An 18,992-nucleotide genomic window follows, 5' to 3' on the forward strand; every position below is an offset into this window, starting at 1 on the left:
GCGCGCGGCGGTCAGGCGCGCGGCGGAGCGGTCGACTCGCGGACGACGAGGCTGGTGGCCAGCTCGATGCGGTGCGAGAGGGGTGGGATGCCGTCGTGCATCCGGACGAGGGTCTCGAGGCCGAGGCGGCCGAGGTCGTGCATGGGCGTGTGCACGGTCGAGAGGAGCACGGCGGTCGGCAGCGCGGCGAAGGTGTCGTCGTAGCCCATCACGCTCAGGTCCTCGGGGACGCGCAGGCCGGCCGCGATCGCGGCGCGGATCGTCTGCAGGCCGTCGATGTCGTTCGTGGCGACGACGGCGGTCGGCGGAGCGTTCAGTGCCAGGAGCTCCGGCACCACGTGCTCGGCGGATCCCATCCCCCGCTCGGAGACGAGGGCCGGGTCCTCCGGCAAGCCCGCCGCGGCGAGCGCCTCTCGGTAGCCGCCGTAGCGGGCGCGGAGGCCGGGGTTGCCGGCGTCACCGCCGACGAAGGCGATCTTCCGGTGCCCGAGCGAGACGAGGTGCTCGGTGGACTGCTGCCCACCCACCCAGTGGTTCGAGCCGACGCTGACCACGGACGGGTCGAGCGGGTTCGGCGCGTCGACAGCGACGAGCGGGAGCGAGGCCTCCGCGGCAGCGGCCACGATCTCGGCGTCGATGGCGGTGGTCACAGCGAGGATCCCCAGGTGCCCCTTCGCCGCGACCGAGCGGACGAACGCGGCGTCGAAGCGCAGCGTCTCGTCGGCGGAGCCGCTCGGCGCGAGGACGCCGGTCGTGACGTCGACGCGCTCGCTCTGCGCGCCTCCGACGACGCCCTCGAGCACGCGCAGCGAGTAGACGCTGAGCAGGGTGTCGAAGACGACGGTGACGCCGCCGCCGACCCGGGGCGCCCGGGTGCTCGGGCTGTAGCCGAGCTCGCGGAGGGACTGCTCGACCCGCGCGCGCGTCGCCGCCGACGCGCCGGGTCGCCCGTTGAGCACCTTCGACGCGGTCGCCTTCGAGACGCCGGCGTGCGCCGCGACGACGTCCAGCGTGACGCGCGTGTCCGGCGTGCGGGCCACAGGCCCTCCTCTCAACGGTGCCCCGACCCTACCGAAACAGTTTCCTCCCCGCCCCCTGACCTGGCGCGCGCCCCGTCGCGCGTCGCGAGATGCCACTTGTGCACGCGACACGCCGTAAGAAGCGTGCACAAGTGGCATCTCGCGGAGGGGGAGGGAGGACTCGGGGCGTCATATCGATTCGACCGGCAGGGGACCCGCTGGTTGGATACCGAGTATGAGTAGGCATGTCGTCGTCGTCGGGGCCGGTCTCTTCGGGGCCGCCACCGCGCTGCACCTCGCACGCGGGGGCGCCCGAGTCACGCTGGTCGAGTCGGGGGACGCAGCGCGCGGCACCACGGCGGCCGGCGCCGGCTTCGTCGGCCTGTGGGCCGCGGGCTACGCCTGGTACTGGAACGAGTCGGAGCGCGACCTCGAGCAGTACGGCCTCGACTTCTACCGCGCCCTCGCCGTCGATCCCGACCGCGGCGCCGTCGACATCCTCCTCCGCGAGACCGGCAGCGCCTGGCTCGCCGTCACCGAGGAGGGCGTCCGCGACCACCTCGGCCCGCTCATCCAGCACCCGCTGCGACCGCAGGGCGCGCGCGAGCTCTCGCCGCAGCAGGCCGCCGAGCTCGTCCCCGGCCTCGACGCGAACGCGCTCACCGGCGGCTTCCTCCAGCCCGACGGCATCCAGATCAGCGCCCCCGACGCCGGGCTCGCCCTGGTCGCCGCGGCCCGCGCGGCCGGAGTCGAGATCGTCGAGCACGCGCCCGTCACCGAGGTCCTCGCGACCGACGGCCGCGCGAGCGGCGTCCGCACCGCCGACGGCCGCACCTTCTCCGGCGACAGCGTCGTGCTCGCCGCGGGCTCCTGGACGAACGAGCTGCTCGCCCCGCTCGGCCGCCGCCTCCCGCTGGCCCGCGTCGTCGCGAGCCGCCTCACCACCGCGCCCTTCGGCCTCCCGCATCTGCCGACGCTGATGCTGCCCGAGCTCGGCGGCCTCTGGGTCCGCGAGCACCTCGGCGGCCTCACCTACGGCAACGGCGTCGGCTACGAGCCGCTCGGCGAGTCCGCCGCGGACCGCCGCCCGCAGCGCAGCGACCTGGTCGAGGCGATGGACGCGCACCTCGCTCCGCTGATCGCCCGCCTGATCCCCGCCTCCGCCGACGCGCTGCGCGAGACCGAGTGGACGCAGGGCGTCGTCTCCTACACCGCCGACCGCCGCTTCCTGGCCGGCCCCGTCCCCGAGCTGCCCGGGCTGTTCGTCGCCGCGGGCGACAACGAGTCCGGAGTGACCCACGGGCCCGGTCTCGGCCGTCTCGTCGCCGAACTGGTCCTCCACGGCACCACGACACTCGGCGACGCCGAGCGCTACGCCCCGGCTCGCTTCGCCGCTCAGCAGTTCCCCGACGAGGCCGCCGTGCGCGCGGCGATGCCGGCCCGGCGCCTGGTCGACGCGGTGACCGCCCGATGACCGACCGGGACGTCGCCGTCGTCGGCGCGGGCCTCGTCGGCGCCGCCGCCGCGCGCTCCCTCGCCGAGCGCGGCGACCGCGTCCTGCTGTTCGAGCGCTTCGAGCGCGGCCACGACCGCGGCTCCTCGCACGGCGAGACCCGCATCTTCCGCCGCGGCTACGCGGAGGACGACTACCGAGCGATGACCGGACGGGCGGCCGCCGAGTGGGCGCGGCTCGAGCGGGAGTCGGGCCGGAGCCTCTTCACCGCGACCGGCGCGATCGACCACGGCGACGCCTCCGCCCTGCTCGCGATCGAGGAGGCCTTCGCCCGCGACGGCATCCCCTGCGAGCGCCTCGACGCCGCCGAGGCCGCCGCACGCTGGCCCGGCCTGCGCTTCGAGACCGACGTGCTGCTGCATCCGGAGGGCGGCCGGCTCGATGCCGCCGCCGCGATCGAGGCGCTGCTCGGCTCCGCGGAGTCGCACGGGGCCGTCGTCCGGGCGAGCACCGGCGTCCGGGCGATCGAGGAGCGCGCCGGCGGCGTCCGCGTCGTCACCGACGAGGGTCCGCTGCTCGCCGACGCGGTCGTCGTCGCCGGCGGCTCCTGGACGCCGGGACTCCTCGGCGGGCTGGTCGCCGCGGCCGGCCGCTCCCTCCCTCCGCTGCGGATCACGCAGGAGCAGCCGGCGCACTTCACGACGGACCTGCCGCTCGACGCCTGGCCGAGCTTCGTGCACCACCGCGGCGACGAGCCGACGATCTACGGCCTGGCGACCCCGGGCGTCGGCGTGAAGGTCGGCGAGCACGGCACCGGCCGCGTCGTCGATCCGGACCACCGCGACTTCCGCGCCGAGCCCGAGCGGCTCGCCCGGCTCGTCGAGTACGTCGCCGACTGGCTGCCGGGCGTCGACGCGGCGAGCGCCGACCCGATCTCCTGCCTCTACGACATCACGCCGACCGAGGACTTCGTGCTCGACCGCGTCGGCCGCGTCACCCTCGCGACCGGCTTCTCCGGCCACGGCTTCAAGTTCGGGCCCGTGCTCGGCGAGCTGCTGGCCGACCTGGTCGACGGCGCCGACGCGCTCGACCGCTTCCGGCTCGCGACCCTCTAGATCTCCACCACTCCCCCGCACCACGGACGAAAGCAGCAGCATGCAGACACTCCGCGCCCTCGGCGCCCTCGCCGCCCTCGGCACCGCCGTCGCCCTCGCCGGCTGCACCGCCCCCGGCAGCTCGAGCGACTCCGCCTCGGGCGAGCGCCTCGTCATCGGCACGACCGACTCGATCGTCTCGCTCGACCCGGCCGGCGCCTGGGACCGCGGCAGCTTCACACCGCAGAACCAGATCTACCAGCACCTCCTGAGCTACGCGGACGGCTCGACCACGCCCGTCCCCGAGGCCGCCGAGGAGTGCGGCTTCGACGACGCGACGACCTACCGCTGCTCGATCGCGCCCGGCCTGACCTTCTCGAACGGTGACGAGCTGACCGCGTCGGACGTCGTCTTCTCGTTCCAGCGCGTCGTCGACATCGCCGCGGACAACGGCCCCTCGCCGCTGCTCGCGAACATGGAGTCGGTCGCGCAGGACGGCGACGACGTCGTCTTCACCCTCGCGGTGCCGAACGACCAGACCTGGCCGTACGTGCTCTCGAGCATGGCCGGGCCGATCGTGGACGAGGAGGTCTTCCCCGCCGACGCGCTGCTCGACGACGCCGACGTGATCGGCTCGGGGCCCTACTCCGTGCAGAACTACGAGGCCGGCGGACTGCTGCAGCTCGCGGCGAACGAGTCCACCTCGAGCCCCGCGCCGAAGACCGCCGACGTCGTGCTGCGGCCGTACACCTCGTCGACGAACCTGCGTCTCGACGTGGAGAACGGCGCCGTGGACGTGGCCTACCGCTCGCTCACCGCGACCGACGTCGAGGACCTCCGCGGCAACGCGGACCTGCAGGTCGTCGACGGCCCCGGCGGCTCGGTGCGCTTCCTCACCTTCAACGTGAACACCCAGCCCGGCGGCACTCCCGAGCAGAAGCTCGCGATCCGCCAGGCCGTCGCCTCGCTGGTCGACCGCGACGAGCTGTCGGAGCAGGTCTACCGCGGCACCTACACGCCCGCCTACTCCGTCGTGCTCGACGGGCAGACCGGCGCGACGCAGGCCTTCGCCGACGCGTACGGCACGACCCCCGACGCGGACGCCGCCGCCGCGATCCTCAGCGCCGCCGGCGTCTCGACCCCGGTGACCCTGCCGCTGCAGTACACCTCCGACCACTACGGCCCCGACTCCGACCAGGAGTACGCGCTGATCAAGTCGCAGCTGGAGTCGTCGGGCCTGTTCACCGTCGACCTGCAGTCGACCGAGTGGACCAGCTACGTGAAGCAGCTCTCGCCGGACGCCGGCTACCCGGCCTACCAGCTCGGCTTCTTCCCGGACTACCCGGACCCCGACAACTTCCTCCGCTCGGCCTACTCGACCACCGGCGCCTCCGTCGCCAACGGCTACTCGAACCCGGCCGTCGACGCGCTGATCGACACCGAGGCGACCGCGACCGACCCCGCCGCGCGCGCCACCGCGATCGAGGCCATCCAGGCCCAGACCGCCGCGGACGCGCCGATCGTCCCGCTGCTCCAGGGCCGCGAGACCGTCGTCGCCGCCTCGGGCGTCACCGGCATCGAGGACACCCTCGACGCGACCTACCTCTTCCGCTTCGGAGCCCTCGCGAAGTAGCGGGGAAGCCGCTTCGCGTCTCAGTGGTGAGCGAAAGGACGCGGCTGCGCCGCGACATGCTGGTCGAGTAGCCCTGCAGGGGCGTATCGAGACCCGCCGTCATCAGCAGGGAGGGTCTGCAGACTCGTCCTGCTGACGCTCGTGGATCTCGATACGCCCGCTCCGCGGGCTACTCGATCAGCATGAATGCCACTGCGGACGACGGCTCCGGCCTCCCCCTGCTGGCCCAGCAGCCGCGCAGCGGCCCTTCCCTGCTGGTCGAGTAGCCGCGCAGCGGCGTCTCGAGACCCCGCGCCGTCAGCGGTCGACGAGCTCGGCCTCGGACCAGCCGTCGGGGGCGTCCTGGCCGTCGGGCGCTGCGGGCCGCCTCCGGCGATGCTGCGCCGCCGCGACCGCGAGCACCACGAGCAGCCCGAGCGCCGCGGTCATCACCGGCCCTGCCGCCTGGGACAGCGCCGACCGCCAGACGATCTCGATCGGGGCGGTCAGCGAGTCGCCCTGCCACTGGTTCGGCAGCACGAGGATGACCGCCGGGATCGCGAGCAGCGCGGCCCAGAGGACCAGGTCGAGGACGACCGCCCCGATCCACCAGGCGCGACCCGGCGTCATGCGCGCGACCGCCAGACGGCCTGCACGACGACGGCGGCGGCGAGGGAGCTGAAGCCCACGGTCAGCAGCGGTGTGGCGCTGAACTGCAGCAGCAGCCGGACGTACTGCTCGTACTCCAGCCGCTCGTAGACGGTGCTCGTCGTGTAGATGGCGAGCGTCGACCACCACAGCGCGGCCAGCCCGAGCGGGATGAGCACGACGCCGGCGATCGCGAGCGTCAGCGGGACCCGGCGGCCCAGAGGACGCACGGCCGTCGGCGCCTCGGGCTGCGGCGTCTCCGCGACGTCCTGATCCTCGGCGGCCTCGACAGCGGCGGGCTCCGGTACGGAGGAGAGGGCCGCGAGCGGCGACTCCGGCTCGGCCGCCTCCACGCGCGGGCTCGGATCCACGTGCGGCACTCGTAGGCCCGCACGCCGCGGACGCCGGTACGCGTCCTCCTCGCGGCGGCGCACCTCGGGCGCCGGCCCCTGGTACCCGCGCTGATAGGCGGCGTGGAACCGCGGATCCGTTCTGCTGCTGTCGACCATGACCGCCCCCGCCTCGTGCACTCGGAGTCCCATCCTGTCGCACGGCCGCCTGTGGAGGGGACCGCATCGTCAGGAGGGTCCGCGACCGCCTCCCGCGGGCAGCAGCTCGACGAGCACACCCTCGCCGAGCTCGACGTCCTCCTCCGCGTCACCGTCGACATCCTCGGCGGTGGCACCCCGCCCGGCGCGCAGGAGCCCGATCGCGAGGGCCGTCGCCGTCATGGCGAAGGCCGCTGTGCCGAGTGCCGGCGCACCGGGCCAGAGCAGAGTGGACACGATCGCGGCCAGCGGAACCTGGTCGCCCTCGGTGTAGCTCCAGTTGTCGGGCTGCACGGCCGAGACCCAGCAGGCCCCGACCGCCAGTGCCCAGAGCAGGGCGGTGTAGCCCAGGAGCAGGGGCCACCAGCCACCGCGGCCGCTCATGAGCGTGCCGCCCGCAGCGCGATCGCCGCGCCGATCGAGAGCAGCCCAATGGTGATGGCAGGGCCGGCCAGGTAGTTGGTGATCGCGCCGACGAACTGATCGAACTCGTTCGGCTGGACTCCGATGCTCCCGTAGATCGACGACGTGGCGGACCAGATCAGACCCACTCCGGAGACCAGGAAGAGCACTCCCAGCACGGCGAGCGCGAGCGGGATCCGGCGATCCAGCGCGGACGGCCGGCGGGGCACGGCCGGCCCGGACTGCTTCTCGATCTCGTCGACCGGTGCCTGCTCACCGTCCGGCTCCACGACGGCGGAACCGCTGTGAAGTGAAGGAGGGGTCGGCGGAGACGAGGGCTCCGACGACCGCGCAGATGCCGGTCGCCGCACCCGACTCGGCACGACCGCCTCGGGAGTCGTCGAGCGGCGCCGCCCCTGCGCCGCGTCGCCTCCACGCGGCCGGCGGAACCGCTCCTCCGCCGGCGCCACGGAGGCGCTCGGCGCCCCCTGCCCCTGATACCCCCGCTGATAGGCGGGATGGAACCGCGGATCCGTCCGGGTGCTGTCGGTCATGAAGTCCCCCACTCCGTGCGCGAGCCCCCATCCTGTCGCAGACCCGCGACGAACGGCGAGCGCGGCGATCAGCGCGCGGAGGCGACGCTCGCGCGGCTCGGCAGGCTCACGCAGCCGGCGCCGACGAGCAGCAGGGCGATCATCACCGCGGTCAGCGCGCCCCAGCCGCCCGCCTCGACGACGAAGCCGAGCAGCCAGCCGCCGACGCCCGAGCCCACGTAGAAGGCGATCGTGTAGACGGCGCCGGCGTGGCCGCGGAGGGCGGGGGCCGCTCGCGCGCCGGTCCAGGCCGCGCCGGTGGCGTGCACGGCGAAGAAGCCGGCGGAGAAGAGGACGAGCCCGATGACGACGACCACGATCAGCTCGGAGAGCATCACGAGCAGCCCGACGATCATCGCGGCGACGCCGATCCGCATCACGACTCGCGGGCCCAGGCGCGGCGCCCAGACACCGGCGAGCCGGGAGGTCGCGGTCCCGGCGAGATAGGTGAGGAACAGCAGCGAGACGAGCGCCGGCGGCAGCGCGAAAGGCGCGGCCTCGAGCCGGAACGCCAGGTAGTTGTACACCGCGACGAACACGCCGACGACGAAGAACGTCTGCGCGGCGACCGCGAGCAGGACCGGGTCGCGGAGCACCTGCGCGATCTTGCCGCGCCAGCCGCCCTCGCCCCGCGGCGCCCGCGCGACACCGCCGCGGGGAGCGAGCAGGACGAACGCGACGGCCGCGAGCGCGCAGACGATCGTGACGGCGAACAGCGCGCCCCGCCAGCCAACCGCGCTCGCGAGCGGACCGGCGAGGAGCCGTCCGGCGGCTCCGCCCAGCGTCGTCCCGGAGACGTAGGCCGCCGCGGCGGCGGTCGCGCCCGCCCCGCCGACCCGGTCGTGGATCGCCGCCACGGCGAGCGCCGGCACCGCGCCGAGCGCCGCGCCGCTGAGGAACCGCAGCACGAGCAGCACCTCGAAGGACGGTGCGACGCAGGCGAGCAGGGCGAGCACCACGGAGGAGAGCACCGCGATCCGCATCGACTCCAGCCGCCCGATCCGCTCGGCGATCGACGCCCAGGGCAGCACCATCAGCGCGAGTCCGACGGTCGCCGCCGAGACGGTCAGCGCGGCGTCCGAGGCGGAGATCCCCCACTCGCGCGAGAACTGCGGGAGCACGCCCTGCACGGCGTAGAGCTCGGCGAAGGTCGCGAGCCCGGCGGCGAGGAGGGCGATCGTCAGCCGGCGCTGCGAGACGGGAGGAGCGTCGACGGCGAGGCGAACGCTGGTGCTCATCCTCCGAGGCTAGAACCGCGGCGAACGCATGACCAATGCCTGTCGCGTGCCGACCTATACGCTGGAGGCATGGATGAGCCCGCGATCCTCCGGCTGCTGCCGACGCTCGTCGCCGTCGCACAGACCGGGAGCGTCACCGCCGCGGCCGCCGAGCTCGGCGTGCCGCAGCCCACCGCCAGCCGCTCGCTCGCGCGCCTGTCGGAGCTGGTCGGCGCTCCCCTGGTCCGCCGCGAGGGCCGAGGCGTCGTGCTGACCGAGGCCGGCCGGCGGCTCGCGGACGTCGCGCAGGACGGCCTCGCGCTGATCCGCGCGGGCCTGACCGAGGTGCAGCAGGCCCGCGACCTCGAGGACGGCCGCATCGCGATCGCCTTCCAGACCCTGCTCGGCGAGACCTTCGTTCCCGACGTGATCCGGCGCTTCCGCCGCCGCTGGCCGCGCGTCGGCTTCGGCCTCCGCCACGGCTCGCGCGCGCTGTGCCTCCGGGCGGTCGCCGACGGCGAGTCGGAGCTGGCGATCGTCGCCGACCCGCCGGAGCTGCCGGGCACCACCACGACCACGCTCTACACGGAGCCGCTGCTCGCCGTCGTCGACGACCGGCACCCGCTCGCCTCCCGCCGCTCCGTGACGGTCGAGGAGCTGCGCGGCCTCGACCTGATCATGCTCTCGCCCGGCTACGGCCTGCACGAGTCGGCCCGGCGACTGCTGTCCTTCGAGGGGCGCGATCCCGAGCCGGCCTTCGAGGTCGGCGACTACCGGGCGGCGCGCGGACTGGCCGCGGCGGGCCTCGGTCTGACGATCCTGCCGCCGAGCCCGTCCTCGATCGAGGACGGCGTGCGCGAGATCCCGATCGACGACCCGCGGGCCGTCCGCGAGATCGGCGTGCTCGTCCGCGACACCGGGAATCCGGTGGTGCCGGAGTTCGTCGAGGCCCTGCGCGCGGCGGCCCGAGCGCGCGTCCGGATGCGCTGACGCGCGAGGACTCTTCTGTCAAGCACAGGCACACGGGGCTCCTGTGCAGGATGCTCGGAGAGGATCCACTTCCCCCCTCACCGCGCACCATCAGCAGCCAGGACGGTCCCGGTCATGATCCTTCTCCGCACCCACTCCAACCGCTGGATCGCCCGCGCCCGCCGCACCGGCGTCGTCCACGGCCTGATCACCTTCGCCGACGACCTGCCGCAGCCCGTCTTCCGCACCCTCCGCCTGGACGCCGCGACCGGCGAGCGCGTCCTGCTGCGCGACACCGACACCCTCGAGGTCGCCTTCGCCGTGCTGATCGCCGCCGTCGAGCGGGCGCGCCTGGCGGAGGTCGCGGCACCGGCGGAGGACGACGTGGACTCCGAGGGTCGGGCTCCTCTCGCGTCGGTCGCGGTCCTCGCCGAGCCCGACTCCTTCGAGCCGGACGAGCCCACCGACCCGCTGGAGGACGCCGTCGCGGCGTGACGCGCGACGCGTTGAGGACCACCCAGCAAATAGTCAGATATAACCTTCTGAACAGAATCGTTCAAACGGTTATATCCTGCCTTCATGACCCGAGTCGACGCTGCGATACCGCTCCAGGAGCTGCTCTCGGACGCAGGAGCAGCAGCGCGCATCCTCAGCCCGCGCGACGTGCAGATCACCCCTCCCTCCGGAGCGCGGATCGATGTGCGCCTCGTCTTCCTGTCCCGTCCTCCCACCGCGCGCGAAATGCGCCAGCAGGTGGGGGCGGCGGCTGCAGGAACGACAATCGGATTCGTGACCCCCCGGATCAACAGCATCAGCCGACGTGTCGCGCTCGCCGATCCTCGAGTGGCGCTCTTCGGCACCACCGATGGAGTCGTCATCCTTCGCGGAGAAGAACTCACCCCGGCAGCGGACGATCGGCAGCCGAACAGCGGGCACCGGCGTGTGTCCTCCGCGCTCTTCGCGCTCCAGCGAGTCCTGACGAGGACACCTGAACCTCGGTTCCAGTCGGAGCTGGCGCGCGAGTGCGGGGTCTCGCAGGTGACCGTCTCGAATCTGCTCGCAGCCGACTCGGGCCTGGCGGAGAAGACCACCCGTGGATGGATCGCGCGCGACCCCCGCTCACTCCTCGACCGGTTCCTCACGGACTATCCGGGCGCAGGCGGCCTCTCGCAGCTCTGGTACTCGAGCCGGCCGGTGATCGAACAGGCTGAACGCGCTTGGAAGTCGGGCCCGAGGGCACTGCTCTCCGGCGACAGCGCCGCCGACGCGATCGCCCCCTGGAGGATCCCGACGTCCGCCGTCCTCTACGCGGAGAGCAGCCTCCCGCTGGAGTCGTCGGGCTTCGCGGAGACGGATTCCCCTGAGGCCACGCTGCGGGTCGTCGTTCCGGCGGACCGGACTCTCTGGGCGACGGCGACCGCGTGGTATCCGACCGGGAGGACGGTCGACCCGCTCATCGCCGCCTGGGATCTGAAGCGGACCGGCGGTTCCGACGTGGACGAGGCCGTTGATCACCTCCTCGACAAGGAGCTGGCATGGTTCAGATGAGGTCCGTCGTCCTTCCCTCGACGTCCGGAGCCGATGACGCCGCGCTCCACGCCCTGAAGGACGCGTCGCTCGCGATCGCCGACATGGAAGACGCCTGCATCGTCGGCGGGCAGATGGTGGCACTTCTCTCCGGTGCGTACCCGAGTCCGGGATCGATCGTGCGCCGGACCGCCGACGCGGATGCCGCGGTGTCCCCGCTCATCGCCGCCCAGGGGACGCTGCACGACGTGCTGATCGGGCTCGGATACACGCCGGCGGCAGGCAACCACTACACCTCGGGTGCACGGGTGATCGATGTCCTGGTGCCGTCCCTGACGGGAAGGTTCGAGAGCACCGAGCACGGCGGCCGGGGATTCGACAGTGCGCCCGGTCTGGATCTGGCACTGCACGGAACGCTCGAACTCAACGTGACGGCGGTCCTGCTCGACCAGACGCACCTCGCGTTCTCGTCCGGGACCACATCGCGGAGGTCTGAGGGAGGAGGGCCCGACGCTCGGAAGCGTCGGGCCCTCCGCACTCAGAGCGTCAGCGTGTGCGCGCCCGAGGCGAGCTCGCGGTCCTCGGTGCCGGCCGTGCGGACGACGGCGGTCGCGCCCTCCGGGACGGTGACGGCCAGCTCGATCGCGTCGCCGCGGCGGTCCCAGCGGACGGAGGCGAGGCCGTGCGGGGTCTCCAGCGTGGACTCCGCCCAGTCGAGGTCGGTGCCGGGCTGCGGGGCGACCAGGAGGCGGGAGTAGCCGGGCTCCAGCGGCGCGAGACCGCCGACGACGCGGTGCAGCCAGTCGGCGACCGCTCCGAGCGCGTAGTGGTTGAAGCTCGTCATCTCGCCCGGGTTGATGGTGCCGTCGGGCAGCATCGAGTCCCAGCGCTCCCAGACGGTCGTCGCGCCCATCGTCACCGGGTACAGCCACGACGGGCACTCGCGCTGCAGCAGCAGGCGGTACGCGGCGTCGATGTGCCCGGTCGAGGAGAGCGCGTCGGTGATGAAGGGCGTGCCCGCGAAGCCGGTCGAGATCGTGTAGCCGCTCTCAGCGACCAGCTCGGCGAGGCGGTCGCCCGCCCAGCCGAGCTCGTCGTCGTCGAGCAGGCCGAAGACGATCGCGAGGGAGTAGACGGTGGTGCAGTCGCTGAAGACGCGCTGGTCCGCGACGTACTTCGCGCGGAAGGCCTCGCGCAGCTCGGCCGCCATCGCGGTGAACTCCTGCGCGTCCTCGGTGCGTCCGAGCACGGCGGCGCTCTGGGCGACGATGCGGGCCGTGCGGTAGGCGCAGGCCGTGGCGACGACGCCGGTGTCGGCCTTCGCGTCGGCGGGCTTGTCGGGCGCGGCGTCGGGGTCGAGCCAGTCGCCGAACTGGAAGCCGGTGTCCCAGACCCCCGAGTCGGAGAGCTTCGAGCGCACCCGGCGGGCGTGCGAGGCCATCGACGCGAACGACTCCTCGAGCACGACCGGGTCGCCGTAGGCCTCCCAGACCGCCCACGGCACCCAGGCCGCGGCGTCGCTCCACAGCGCGGTGGAGTCCATGGGCGGGAAGCTGGTCTCGGCCGCGCGGCGCTTCAGCACGTCCGGCACGACGAACGGGACGGCGCCGTCGTGGTGCGCCTGCTCGAGGGCGAGGTCGCGGAGCCAGTCGCGGAGGAAGTCCTCGGCGTCGGCGAGGTAGACGGCGGTCGAGGCGAAGGCGGCGATGTCGCCGGTCCAGCCGAGGCGCTCGTCGCGCTGCGGGCAGTCGGTCGGCACGTCGAGGAAGTTGCCGACCATGCCGCGGTAGACGTTGTCGTGCAGCTGGTTGACGAGGTCGTCGGAGCTGCGGAAGGTGCCGATCCGGCGCAGGTCGCTGGAGACGACGACCGCGGTGAGGGCGCCGTCGGCGATCGACTCCTCGGGCCAGCCCTCGACCTCGGCGTAGCGGAAGCCGTGGAAGGTGAGGGTCGGCTCGAAGACGTCCGCGCCGCCCGAGAGGGTGAAGCGGTCGGTGGCCTTCGCCTCGCGCAGCGGGCGGACGCCCAGCTCGTCGTCCTCGAGGACCTCGGCGTGGCGCAGCGTGACGACGCTCCCCTCCGGGCCGGTGACCTCGACGCGCAGCCAGCCGACGAGGTTCTCGCCGAAGTCGACGAGGGTGCGGCCGGACGGGCTCGTCCAGATCTTCAGCGGCGCGACCTCGCGCAGTCGGCGCACCGGCGGCGCGATGTAGGGCTCGAGCGTCGAGAGGTCGACGTCGAGCTCGCGGGTCGCGGTCCAGGCGGAGTCGTCGAAGCCGGCGCTCTTCCAGCCCTGCGGCTCGAGGCGGGCGTCGATGTCCTGGCCGTCGTAGATGCTGTCGGCGGTCGTCGATCCGGTCGCGGCGCGCCAGGAGTCGTCGGTCGCGACGACCTGCTCGGCGCCGTCCGCGAAGGTGATCCGCAGCTCGGCGAAGCCGGCGATCTCGGTGCCGTAGGGCTCGGCGCCCTCGCCCCAGGTCAGGCGGCCGCGGTACCAGCCGTCGCCGAGCGCGAGCGCGAGCACCACGGAGTCGCCGGAGATCAGGCTCGTGACGTCGTGCTCGGAGTAGCGCAGGCGCCACTCGTAGCTCGTCCAGCCGGGAGTGAAGAGCTCGTCGGAGACGGGCTCGCCGTCGATCCAGGCCTCGACGACGCCCAGCGCCGAGAGGCGGAGGGTCGCGGAGACGACGTCGCCGTGCCCGGTCTCGAGGGCGGTCTCGCGGCGGAGCAGCGGGGCGGCGTCCAGGGCGGCGGCGGGCGCCGTGAAGCGGGCGGTCCAGTCGGTCATCATCGTCCTTCTGTCAGGAGTGGTCGGGGTGGTCGGAGTGGTCGGAGTGGTCGGGATGGTCGGGGTGTCAGGGGTTGCCGTGGGCGGTCGGCCGGTGGCGCGGGGCGCCCGGCGCGGAGGAGGAGCGGATGCGCAGCACGGGGGTGAGCTGGAAGTGCACCGGCTCGGTCCGGCCCTCGAGGCGCTCGAGCAGGAGGCGCACGGCGCGGTCGCCGAGCTCCTCGCCCGACTGGTCGACGGTCGTCAGCGAGATCCCGGGGTGGCCGGCGACCTCGATGTCGTCGTAGCCGACGATCGCGACGTCGGCCGCGGTGAGCCCGAGCTCGTCGCGCGCCCAGAGCGCGTCGAGCGCGAGCGCGTCGTTGCCCGCGAAGACGGCGGTCGGCCGGTCGGGCGAGCGGAGGAGCTCGAGCGAGCGCTCGTAGGCGTCGAGGCGCTCCGTGCCGAGATGGACGACCTGCAGCTCGTCCGCGAGACCCGCCGACACCATCCGCTCGCGGTACCGGACGAGACGCACCGAGTGCGGCGCTGCGGCCACCCGGCTGGTGATGTCGTCGCTGATGGTGAGGTGCGCGATGCGGCGGTGCCCGAGCTCCAGCAGATGATCGAGGACGAGGTCGGTCCCCGCGACGTCGTCGTTGGTGACGGTGTCGTAGCCGGTGGAGTCGTCGTGCCGGCCGAGCATCACGATCGGCGTGCGGGCGGCCAGCCGCTCGAGCCAGGCGGGCTCGACCATCGGCGAGACGGCGATCATCCCGTCGACCTGGCGGTCGAAGAGCGCCTCGATCGCGCGGAAGCCCTCGCCGGAGTCGCTCTGCGCGGGAGCGACGATCAGCTGGTAGCGGCTGCCCTCGAGCGCGGCGGAGGCGCCGGTGACGATGCGGTTGAAGAAGGAGTTGCCGAGCGAGGGCACCTCGACGCCGATGGTGAAGCTGGCCCCGCGCATGGCGCGAGCCGCAACGCTCGGCCGGTAGTCGAGCTCCTCGATCGCGGCGGTGACCCGCTCCCGCATCGAGGCGCTGACGCCGTAGGCGTTGCGGATGACCTTGGAGACCGCGGCCCGCGAGACGCCGGCGTGCAGCGCGACGTCCTGGATGGTCGCGGGGCCGGTGTGGCCGGTCTCGATCGAGCTCATCATCGCCTCCTCGCGCTGCCTGTCGTGCTGTGCGTGCCGTGGCGGACGCGCCCCGATCGGGGCCTCCGCGAACGCCACTGTAACGGTTCATTCTCGATCGTGTAGATCGATCCACGAATTTGCCCGTTTTCGTTGACACGTTTCACGGCGCGGACGTAGGTTCTCCCTGCGTCGCCCCGCGGCCCGGCCTTCCGAACGGTCCGGCGAGCAGGACGACAGCCCCCGGGCACCCCCGCAACGAAGAAGTTGTCCCTACATGGAGGTAGTGATGTCGACCCGACAGAACCGGCGAGCAGTGCTCGCCCTCGGCGCAGGAGGAGCGGCTCTCGCTCTCGCGCTCACCGGCTGCAGCACCGGAGGAGGAGGCGATTCCGCCGATGGCTCCACGCTGAGCGTGCTCATCGACAACCAGACGGCGACCGTCGAGCTCTGGGACGCGCTGAAGACGAAGTTCGAGGAGGAGAACGACGGCATCACCCTCGACATCGAGACCCGGCCGCAGGGCAGCGAGGGCGACAACCTGATCAAGACGCGCCTCGCCACCGGCGAGATGAACGACGTCTTCGCCTACAACTCGGGCTCGCTCTTCCAGGCGCTGAACCCCGACCAGAACCTCGCGCCGCTCTCGGACGAGGCGTGGGTCGACTCGCTCGACGAGGGCTTCCGCACCGTGGTCTCGACCGACTCGGACCTCTACGGCATCCCGCTCGGCCAGGCGATGGGCGGCGCGGTCCTCTACAACAAGGACGTCTACAGCAGCCTCGGACTGACCGTGCCGAAGACCTGGGACGAGTTCATCGCGAATAGCGAGAAGATCAAGGCCGCCGGCGACGTCGCGCCGATCATCCAGACCTACGGCGACACCTGGACCTCGCAGCTCTTCGTGCTCGGCGACTTCGCCAACGTGCTGGAGCAGGACCCGGAGTGGGCGACCCAGTACACGGCCAACGAGGCCAAGTACGTCGACGAGCCCGCGCTGGCCGGCTTCGAGCACCTGCAGCAGGTCGCCGAGTCGGGGCTGGTGAACGAGGACTACGCCTCGGCCACCTACGACGACGGCGTCCGCATGGTCGCGACCGGCGAGGGCGCGCAGTACCCGATGCTGACCTTCGCGGCCGGCCCGCTGATCCAGAACTACCCGGACTCGCTCGACAAGGTCGGCCTCTTCCCGCTGCCCGGCGAGTCGGCCGACTCCAACCCGCTGACCGTCTGGCAGCCCAACGCGGTCTACGTGCCGAAGTCGACCGAGGGCGCGAAGCTCGAGAGCGCCAAGAAGCTGATGGCCTTCCTCGTCACCCCCGAGAGCTGCGACATCCAGAGCGAGATCGCCGCGCCCCAGGGTCCGTTCGTGATCGACGGCTGCACGCTGCCCGACGACGTGCCCGCCCTCGTGTCGGACATGCAGCCCTACTTCGACAGTGGTGACACGGGCCTCGCGCTCGAGTTCCTCTCGCCGATCAAGGGACCGGCGCTCGAGCAGATCACCGTCGCCGTCGGCTCGGGCATCACGCCCGCCGCGGAGGGTGCTCAGCAGTACGACGACGACGTCACGAAGCAGGCCAAGCAGCTCGGCCTCGACGGCTGGTGAGCCGCGGGGGCCGGGAGCGGAGGCAGCCCCTCCGCTCCCGGCCCCTTCCCCCGGGCGCACCGCCCTCCCACCCCTCCCCCGGCCGATCGACGGAGATCTGATGACCGCAACGATGGAGAAGCGCCCGGCCCGGCGCTCCGAACCCTCCCGCTCCCCCGAGCCGCCGAAGCGGCGCAAGGCCATGAAGAGCCCGTACCCGACGTGGTTCTACCTCCCGGCCGGCGTCTTCTACGTGGTCCTGTTCCTCGTCCCGACGGTCGCCTCCCTCTACTTCTCCCTCACCCGCTGGACGCTCTTCGACTCGACCTTCATCGGCTTCGAGAACTTCGTCGAGTTCTTCCAGGACCCGGCGCTGACGACCGGCTTCGTCAACACCTTCATCTACGCGGCGATCACCTCGGGCCTGAAGATCGTGCTCGGCATGGCGCTCGGCGTGCTGCTGAGCTCGCAGATCATCGGCCGCGGCTTCCTCCGCAGCGTGGTGTTCTTCCCCGTGCTGGTGTCCACGATCGGCATCGGCATCACCTTCAAGGTGCTTCTCGACCCCTTCGACGGCCTGATCAACCAGGGCCTCGCGACGATCGGCCTCGCCGGGCCGGGCTGGCTCACCGACCCGCAGTGGGCGCTGTTCTCGGTCGCGCTCGTCGACGTCTGGAAGGGCGTCGGACTCGCGACGCTCATCTACATCGCCGGCATCGTCGCGATCCCGCAGGACTACTTCGAGGCCGCCCGCGTCGACGGCGCCGGCGCCTGGCACAACTTCCGGCACATCACGCTGCCGCTGCTGCGCCCCGCCACCGTGACGGTGATCCTCCTCTCGCTGATCGGCGGGCTGCGCTCCTTCGATCTGATCTGGGCGATGACCAAGGGCGGGCCGGGCTTCACCAGCGACGTGGTCGCCTCGGTCATCTACAAGCAGTACCAGGCCGGCTTCTACGGACTCTCGACCGCCGGCAACGTCATCCTCTTCCTCGTCGTCGCAGCGCTGATCTTCCCGCTGTCGGCCTGGCTCAACCGGAAGGACAAGGAGCTGTGACCACCACGCCGCTCACGCCCGCCCCGCTCTCGCCGACCCCGCTCCAGGACGACCCGCTGCGCGCCAAGGTGCGCCAGCGCGGCGTCGGCCGCGGCTCCCGGACCTGGCGCTACGGCGGCGGGATCCTCGCGATCGTCCTCGCCGTCCTCGTCTTCATCGTCCCCTTCCTCTTCATCGTGCTCACCGCCGCGAAGACGCAGCAGGAGTCGTCGCTGCTCGGCTTCACCCTGCCGACCCAGTGGGTGTTCCTCGAGAACCTGCAAGAGGTGGTCTCGGCGCGGAACTTCGTGCTGCTGCGGGCCTTCGCGAACAGCGCGATCCTGACGATCGTCTCCGTGACGGTGATGGTGGTCCTGGCCGCGATGGTCGGCTACGTCCTCCAGCGCCGCCGCTCGAAGTGGAACCCGCTCGTCAACGGCTTCGTCCTGGCCGGCCTGATCATCCCGCCCGCCGTCGTCCCGACGATCTGGGTCCTGCAGGGCCTCGAGCTCTTCAAGACGCTGCCCGGCCTGATCGCGGTGCACGTCGCGTTCGGCCTCTCCTTCTGCATCCTCCTGTTCCGCGCCTTCGTCTCGACGATCCCCCGCGAGCTGGACGAGGCGGCGACCATCGACGGCGCCGGTCCCTTCCGCCTCTTCTTCACCGTGGTGCTGCCGCTGCTGAAGCCGGTGATCGTGACGGTGATCGTCGTGCAGGCCGTGACGGTCTTCAACGACTTCACCTACGCGCTGTACTTCCTGCCCGGCGACGACAACGCGACCGTGCAGCTGACCCTCTACAACTTCTCCTCGCAGTCGGTGTCCTCCTGGAACCTGCTCTTCATGGACGTGCTGCTCATCACCATCCCGCCGCTGGTGATGTACATCTTCTTCAACCGCCAGATCGTCGCCGGCATGACGTCCGGAGCGGTCAAGGGCTGAGCGGAGCCGCCTCTCCTTCGGCCGGGTGCTCCCCCGGCGGGCGCCGCTCGGTCCAGCGGGCGATGTCCGACGGGGGCTCGGTCGTGGGGAGGTCCCGGGGGCCGACGAGTCGGCGCAGCCGGGCCGGTCGGCGCGAGCGGGTCAGGGCCGTGCGCCAGCGGACGTCGACCATGGCGCGCTGGAGCGGGTCGATCGGCTGGAGGACGCCGTCGATCCGCTCCTCGATGCGCACGAGCGGCGGGCGGACGAGGTGCAGGCGGCGGCCGGGCTCGCGCTCCGGATCGGCGCGGCCGGCCCGGGTACGGAGCTGCTGCTCGAGCTGCTCCGGATCGCGGGCCGACCAGGCGCTGACGCCGACGCGGCCGTCGGGCAGGGCGAAGCGCTCGGTGATCCGCAGCGGGAGCTCGTCGTGGGGGTGGGTCATCGTTCGTGCCTTCCGGTGG

General features: G+C 72.5%; 18 protein-coding genes. 9 read left to right on the forward strand and 9 right to left on the reverse strand.

Features of this window, described 5'->3' with window-relative positions; genetic code table 11:
• Positions 1-11: 11 nt before the first annotated feature.
• Complete coding sequence (locus EDF43_RS17995; protein WP_165909175.1) at positions 12-1,040, reverse strand: LacI family DNA-binding transcriptional regulator; 1,029 nt, start codon at positions 1,038-1,040, stop codon at positions 12-14.
• 214 nt (positions 1,041-1,254) lie between these two features.
• Here EDF43_RS17995 and EDF43_RS18000 point away from each other — a divergent pair, with 214 nt between their 5' ends.
• The 3 genes from EDF43_RS18000 to EDF43_RS18010 are packed head-to-tail and all read left to right on the forward strand — an operon-like array spanning position 1,255 to position 5,199.
• The gene (locus tag EDF43_RS18000; RefSeq protein ID WP_132437942.1) at positions 1,255-2,493 is read left to right on the forward strand and encodes an FAD-binding oxidoreductase; all 1,239 of its coding nucleotides are present in this window, start codon (positions 1,255-1,257) and stop codon (positions 2,491-2,493) included.
• Positions 2,490-3,587, forward strand: coding sequence for an FAD-dependent oxidoreductase (locus EDF43_RS18005; RefSeq protein ID WP_132437943.1), 1,098 nt, complete (start codon positions 2,490-2,492; stop codon positions 3,585-3,587). Before EDF43_RS18000 ends, EDF43_RS18005 begins: the two co-directional genes overlap by 4 nt.
• Before the next feature lie 40 nt (positions 3,588-3,627).
• The gene (locus EDF43_RS18010) at positions 3,628-5,199 is read left to right on the forward strand and encodes an ABC transporter substrate-binding protein (RefSeq protein ID WP_132437944.1); all 1,572 of its coding nucleotides are present in this window, start codon (positions 3,628-3,630) and stop codon (positions 5,197-5,199) included.
• 297 nt (positions 5,200-5,496) lie between these two features.
• On the opposite strand, the gene EDF43_RS18015 is transcribed toward EDF43_RS18010, so the two are convergent.
• The 5 genes from EDF43_RS18015 to EDF43_RS18040 all read right to left on the reverse strand — a co-directional run bounded on the left by EDF43_RS18015 (position 5,497) and on the right by EDF43_RS18040 (position 8,607).
• Positions 5,497-5,808, reverse strand: a complete 312-nt coding sequence (locus tag EDF43_RS18015) for a hypothetical protein (protein WP_132437945.1) — start codon at positions 5,806-5,808, stop codon at positions 5,497-5,499.
• The gene (locus tag EDF43_RS21990) at positions 5,805-6,335 is read right to left on the reverse strand and encodes a hypothetical protein (RefSeq protein ID WP_165909176.1); all 531 of its coding nucleotides are present in this window, start codon (positions 6,333-6,335) and stop codon (positions 5,805-5,807) included. The genes EDF43_RS18015 and EDF43_RS21990 overlap by 4 nt, the downstream gene beginning before the upstream one ends.
• A 69-nt stretch (positions 6,336-6,404) precedes the next feature.
• Entirely contained in the window at positions 6,405-6,758 is a 354-nt protein-coding gene (locus EDF43_RS18030) for a hypothetical protein (RefSeq protein ID WP_132437948.1), read from the reverse strand.
• Complete coding sequence (locus EDF43_RS18035; protein WP_132437949.1) at positions 6,755-7,066, reverse strand: hypothetical protein; 312 nt, start codon at positions 7,064-7,066, stop codon at positions 6,755-6,757. The genes EDF43_RS18030 and EDF43_RS18035 overlap by 4 nt, the downstream gene beginning before the upstream one ends.
• A gap of 332 nt (positions 7,067-7,398) precedes the next feature.
• Complete coding sequence (locus tag EDF43_RS18040; protein WP_132437950.1) at positions 7,399-8,607, reverse strand: MFS transporter; 1,209 nt, start codon at positions 8,605-8,607, stop codon at positions 7,399-7,401.
• Positions 8,608-8,676: 69 nt separating this feature from the next.
• On the opposite strand from EDF43_RS18040, the gene EDF43_RS18045 reads away from it, so the two are divergent.
• From EDF43_RS18045 to EDF43_RS18055, 3 genes are all read left to right on the forward strand, one after another.
• Positions 8,677-9,576 carry a LysR family transcriptional regulator gene (locus tag EDF43_RS18045; RefSeq protein ID WP_132437951.1) on the forward strand — a complete coding sequence of 300 codons (900 nt, stop codon included), beginning with the start codon at positions 8,677-8,679 and terminating at the stop codon, positions 9,574-9,576.
• A gap of 114 nt (positions 9,577-9,690) precedes the next feature.
• Entirely contained in the window at positions 9,691-10,050 is a 360-nt protein-coding gene (locus tag EDF43_RS18050) for a hypothetical protein (protein WP_132437952.1), read from the forward strand.
• A 168-nt stretch (positions 10,051-10,218) separates the two neighbouring features.
• On the forward strand, positions 10,219-11,103 hold the full coding sequence (locus EDF43_RS18055; protein ID WP_132962524.1) for a hypothetical protein: 885 nt from the start codon (positions 10,219-10,221) through the stop codon (positions 11,101-11,103).
• 517 nt (positions 11,104-11,620) lie between these two features.
• Here the strand turns inward: EDF43_RS18055 and EDF43_RS18060 are convergent.
• The gene (locus EDF43_RS18060) at positions 11,621-13,870 is read right to left on the reverse strand and encodes an alpha-L-rhamnosidase (RefSeq protein ID WP_207901837.1); all 2,250 of its coding nucleotides are present in this window, start codon (positions 13,868-13,870) and stop codon (positions 11,621-11,623) included.
• Positions 13,871-13,937: 67 nt separating this feature from the next.
• A complete protein-coding gene (locus EDF43_RS18065) occupies positions 13,938-15,005 on the reverse strand; it encodes a LacI family DNA-binding transcriptional regulator (RefSeq protein ID WP_132437955.1) in 1,068 nt (355 codons plus the stop codon).
• A gap of 268 nt (positions 15,006-15,273) precedes the next feature.
• On the opposite strand from EDF43_RS18065, the gene EDF43_RS18070 reads away from it, so the two are divergent.
• The 3 genes from EDF43_RS18070 (at position 15,274) to EDF43_RS18080 (ending at position 18,549) form a co-directional block, all read left to right on the forward strand.
• Positions 15,274-16,593 (forward strand): extracellular solute-binding protein, encoded by a 1,320-nt coding sequence (locus EDF43_RS18070; RefSeq protein ID WP_243646358.1) that lies wholly within the window; start codon positions 15,274-15,276, stop codon positions 16,591-16,593.
• Between the two features lie 100 nt (positions 16,594-16,693).
• Positions 16,694-17,629, forward strand: a complete 936-nt coding sequence (locus EDF43_RS18075) for a sugar ABC transporter permease (protein WP_123705466.1) — start codon at positions 16,694-16,696, stop codon at positions 17,627-17,629.
• A gap of 68 nt (positions 17,630-17,697) precedes the next feature.
• Positions 17,698-18,549 (forward strand): carbohydrate ABC transporter permease, encoded by an 852-nt coding sequence (locus EDF43_RS18080; RefSeq protein WP_123447045.1) that lies wholly within the window; start codon positions 17,698-17,700, stop codon positions 18,547-18,549.
• Here the strand turns inward: EDF43_RS18080 and EDF43_RS18085 are convergent.
• On the reverse strand, positions 18,539-18,973 hold the full coding sequence (locus tag EDF43_RS18085) for a hypothetical protein (RefSeq protein ID WP_132437957.1): 435 nt from the start codon (positions 18,971-18,973) through the stop codon (positions 18,539-18,541). The genes EDF43_RS18080 and EDF43_RS18085 overlap by 11 nt on opposite strands.
• Positions 18,974-18,992: the final 19 nt, after the last annotated feature.

It is taken from the genome of Rathayibacter sp. PhB179, assembly GCF_004345345.1.
GTDB lineage: Bacteria > Actinomycetota > Actinomycetes > Actinomycetales > Microbacteriaceae > Rathayibacter > Rathayibacter festucae.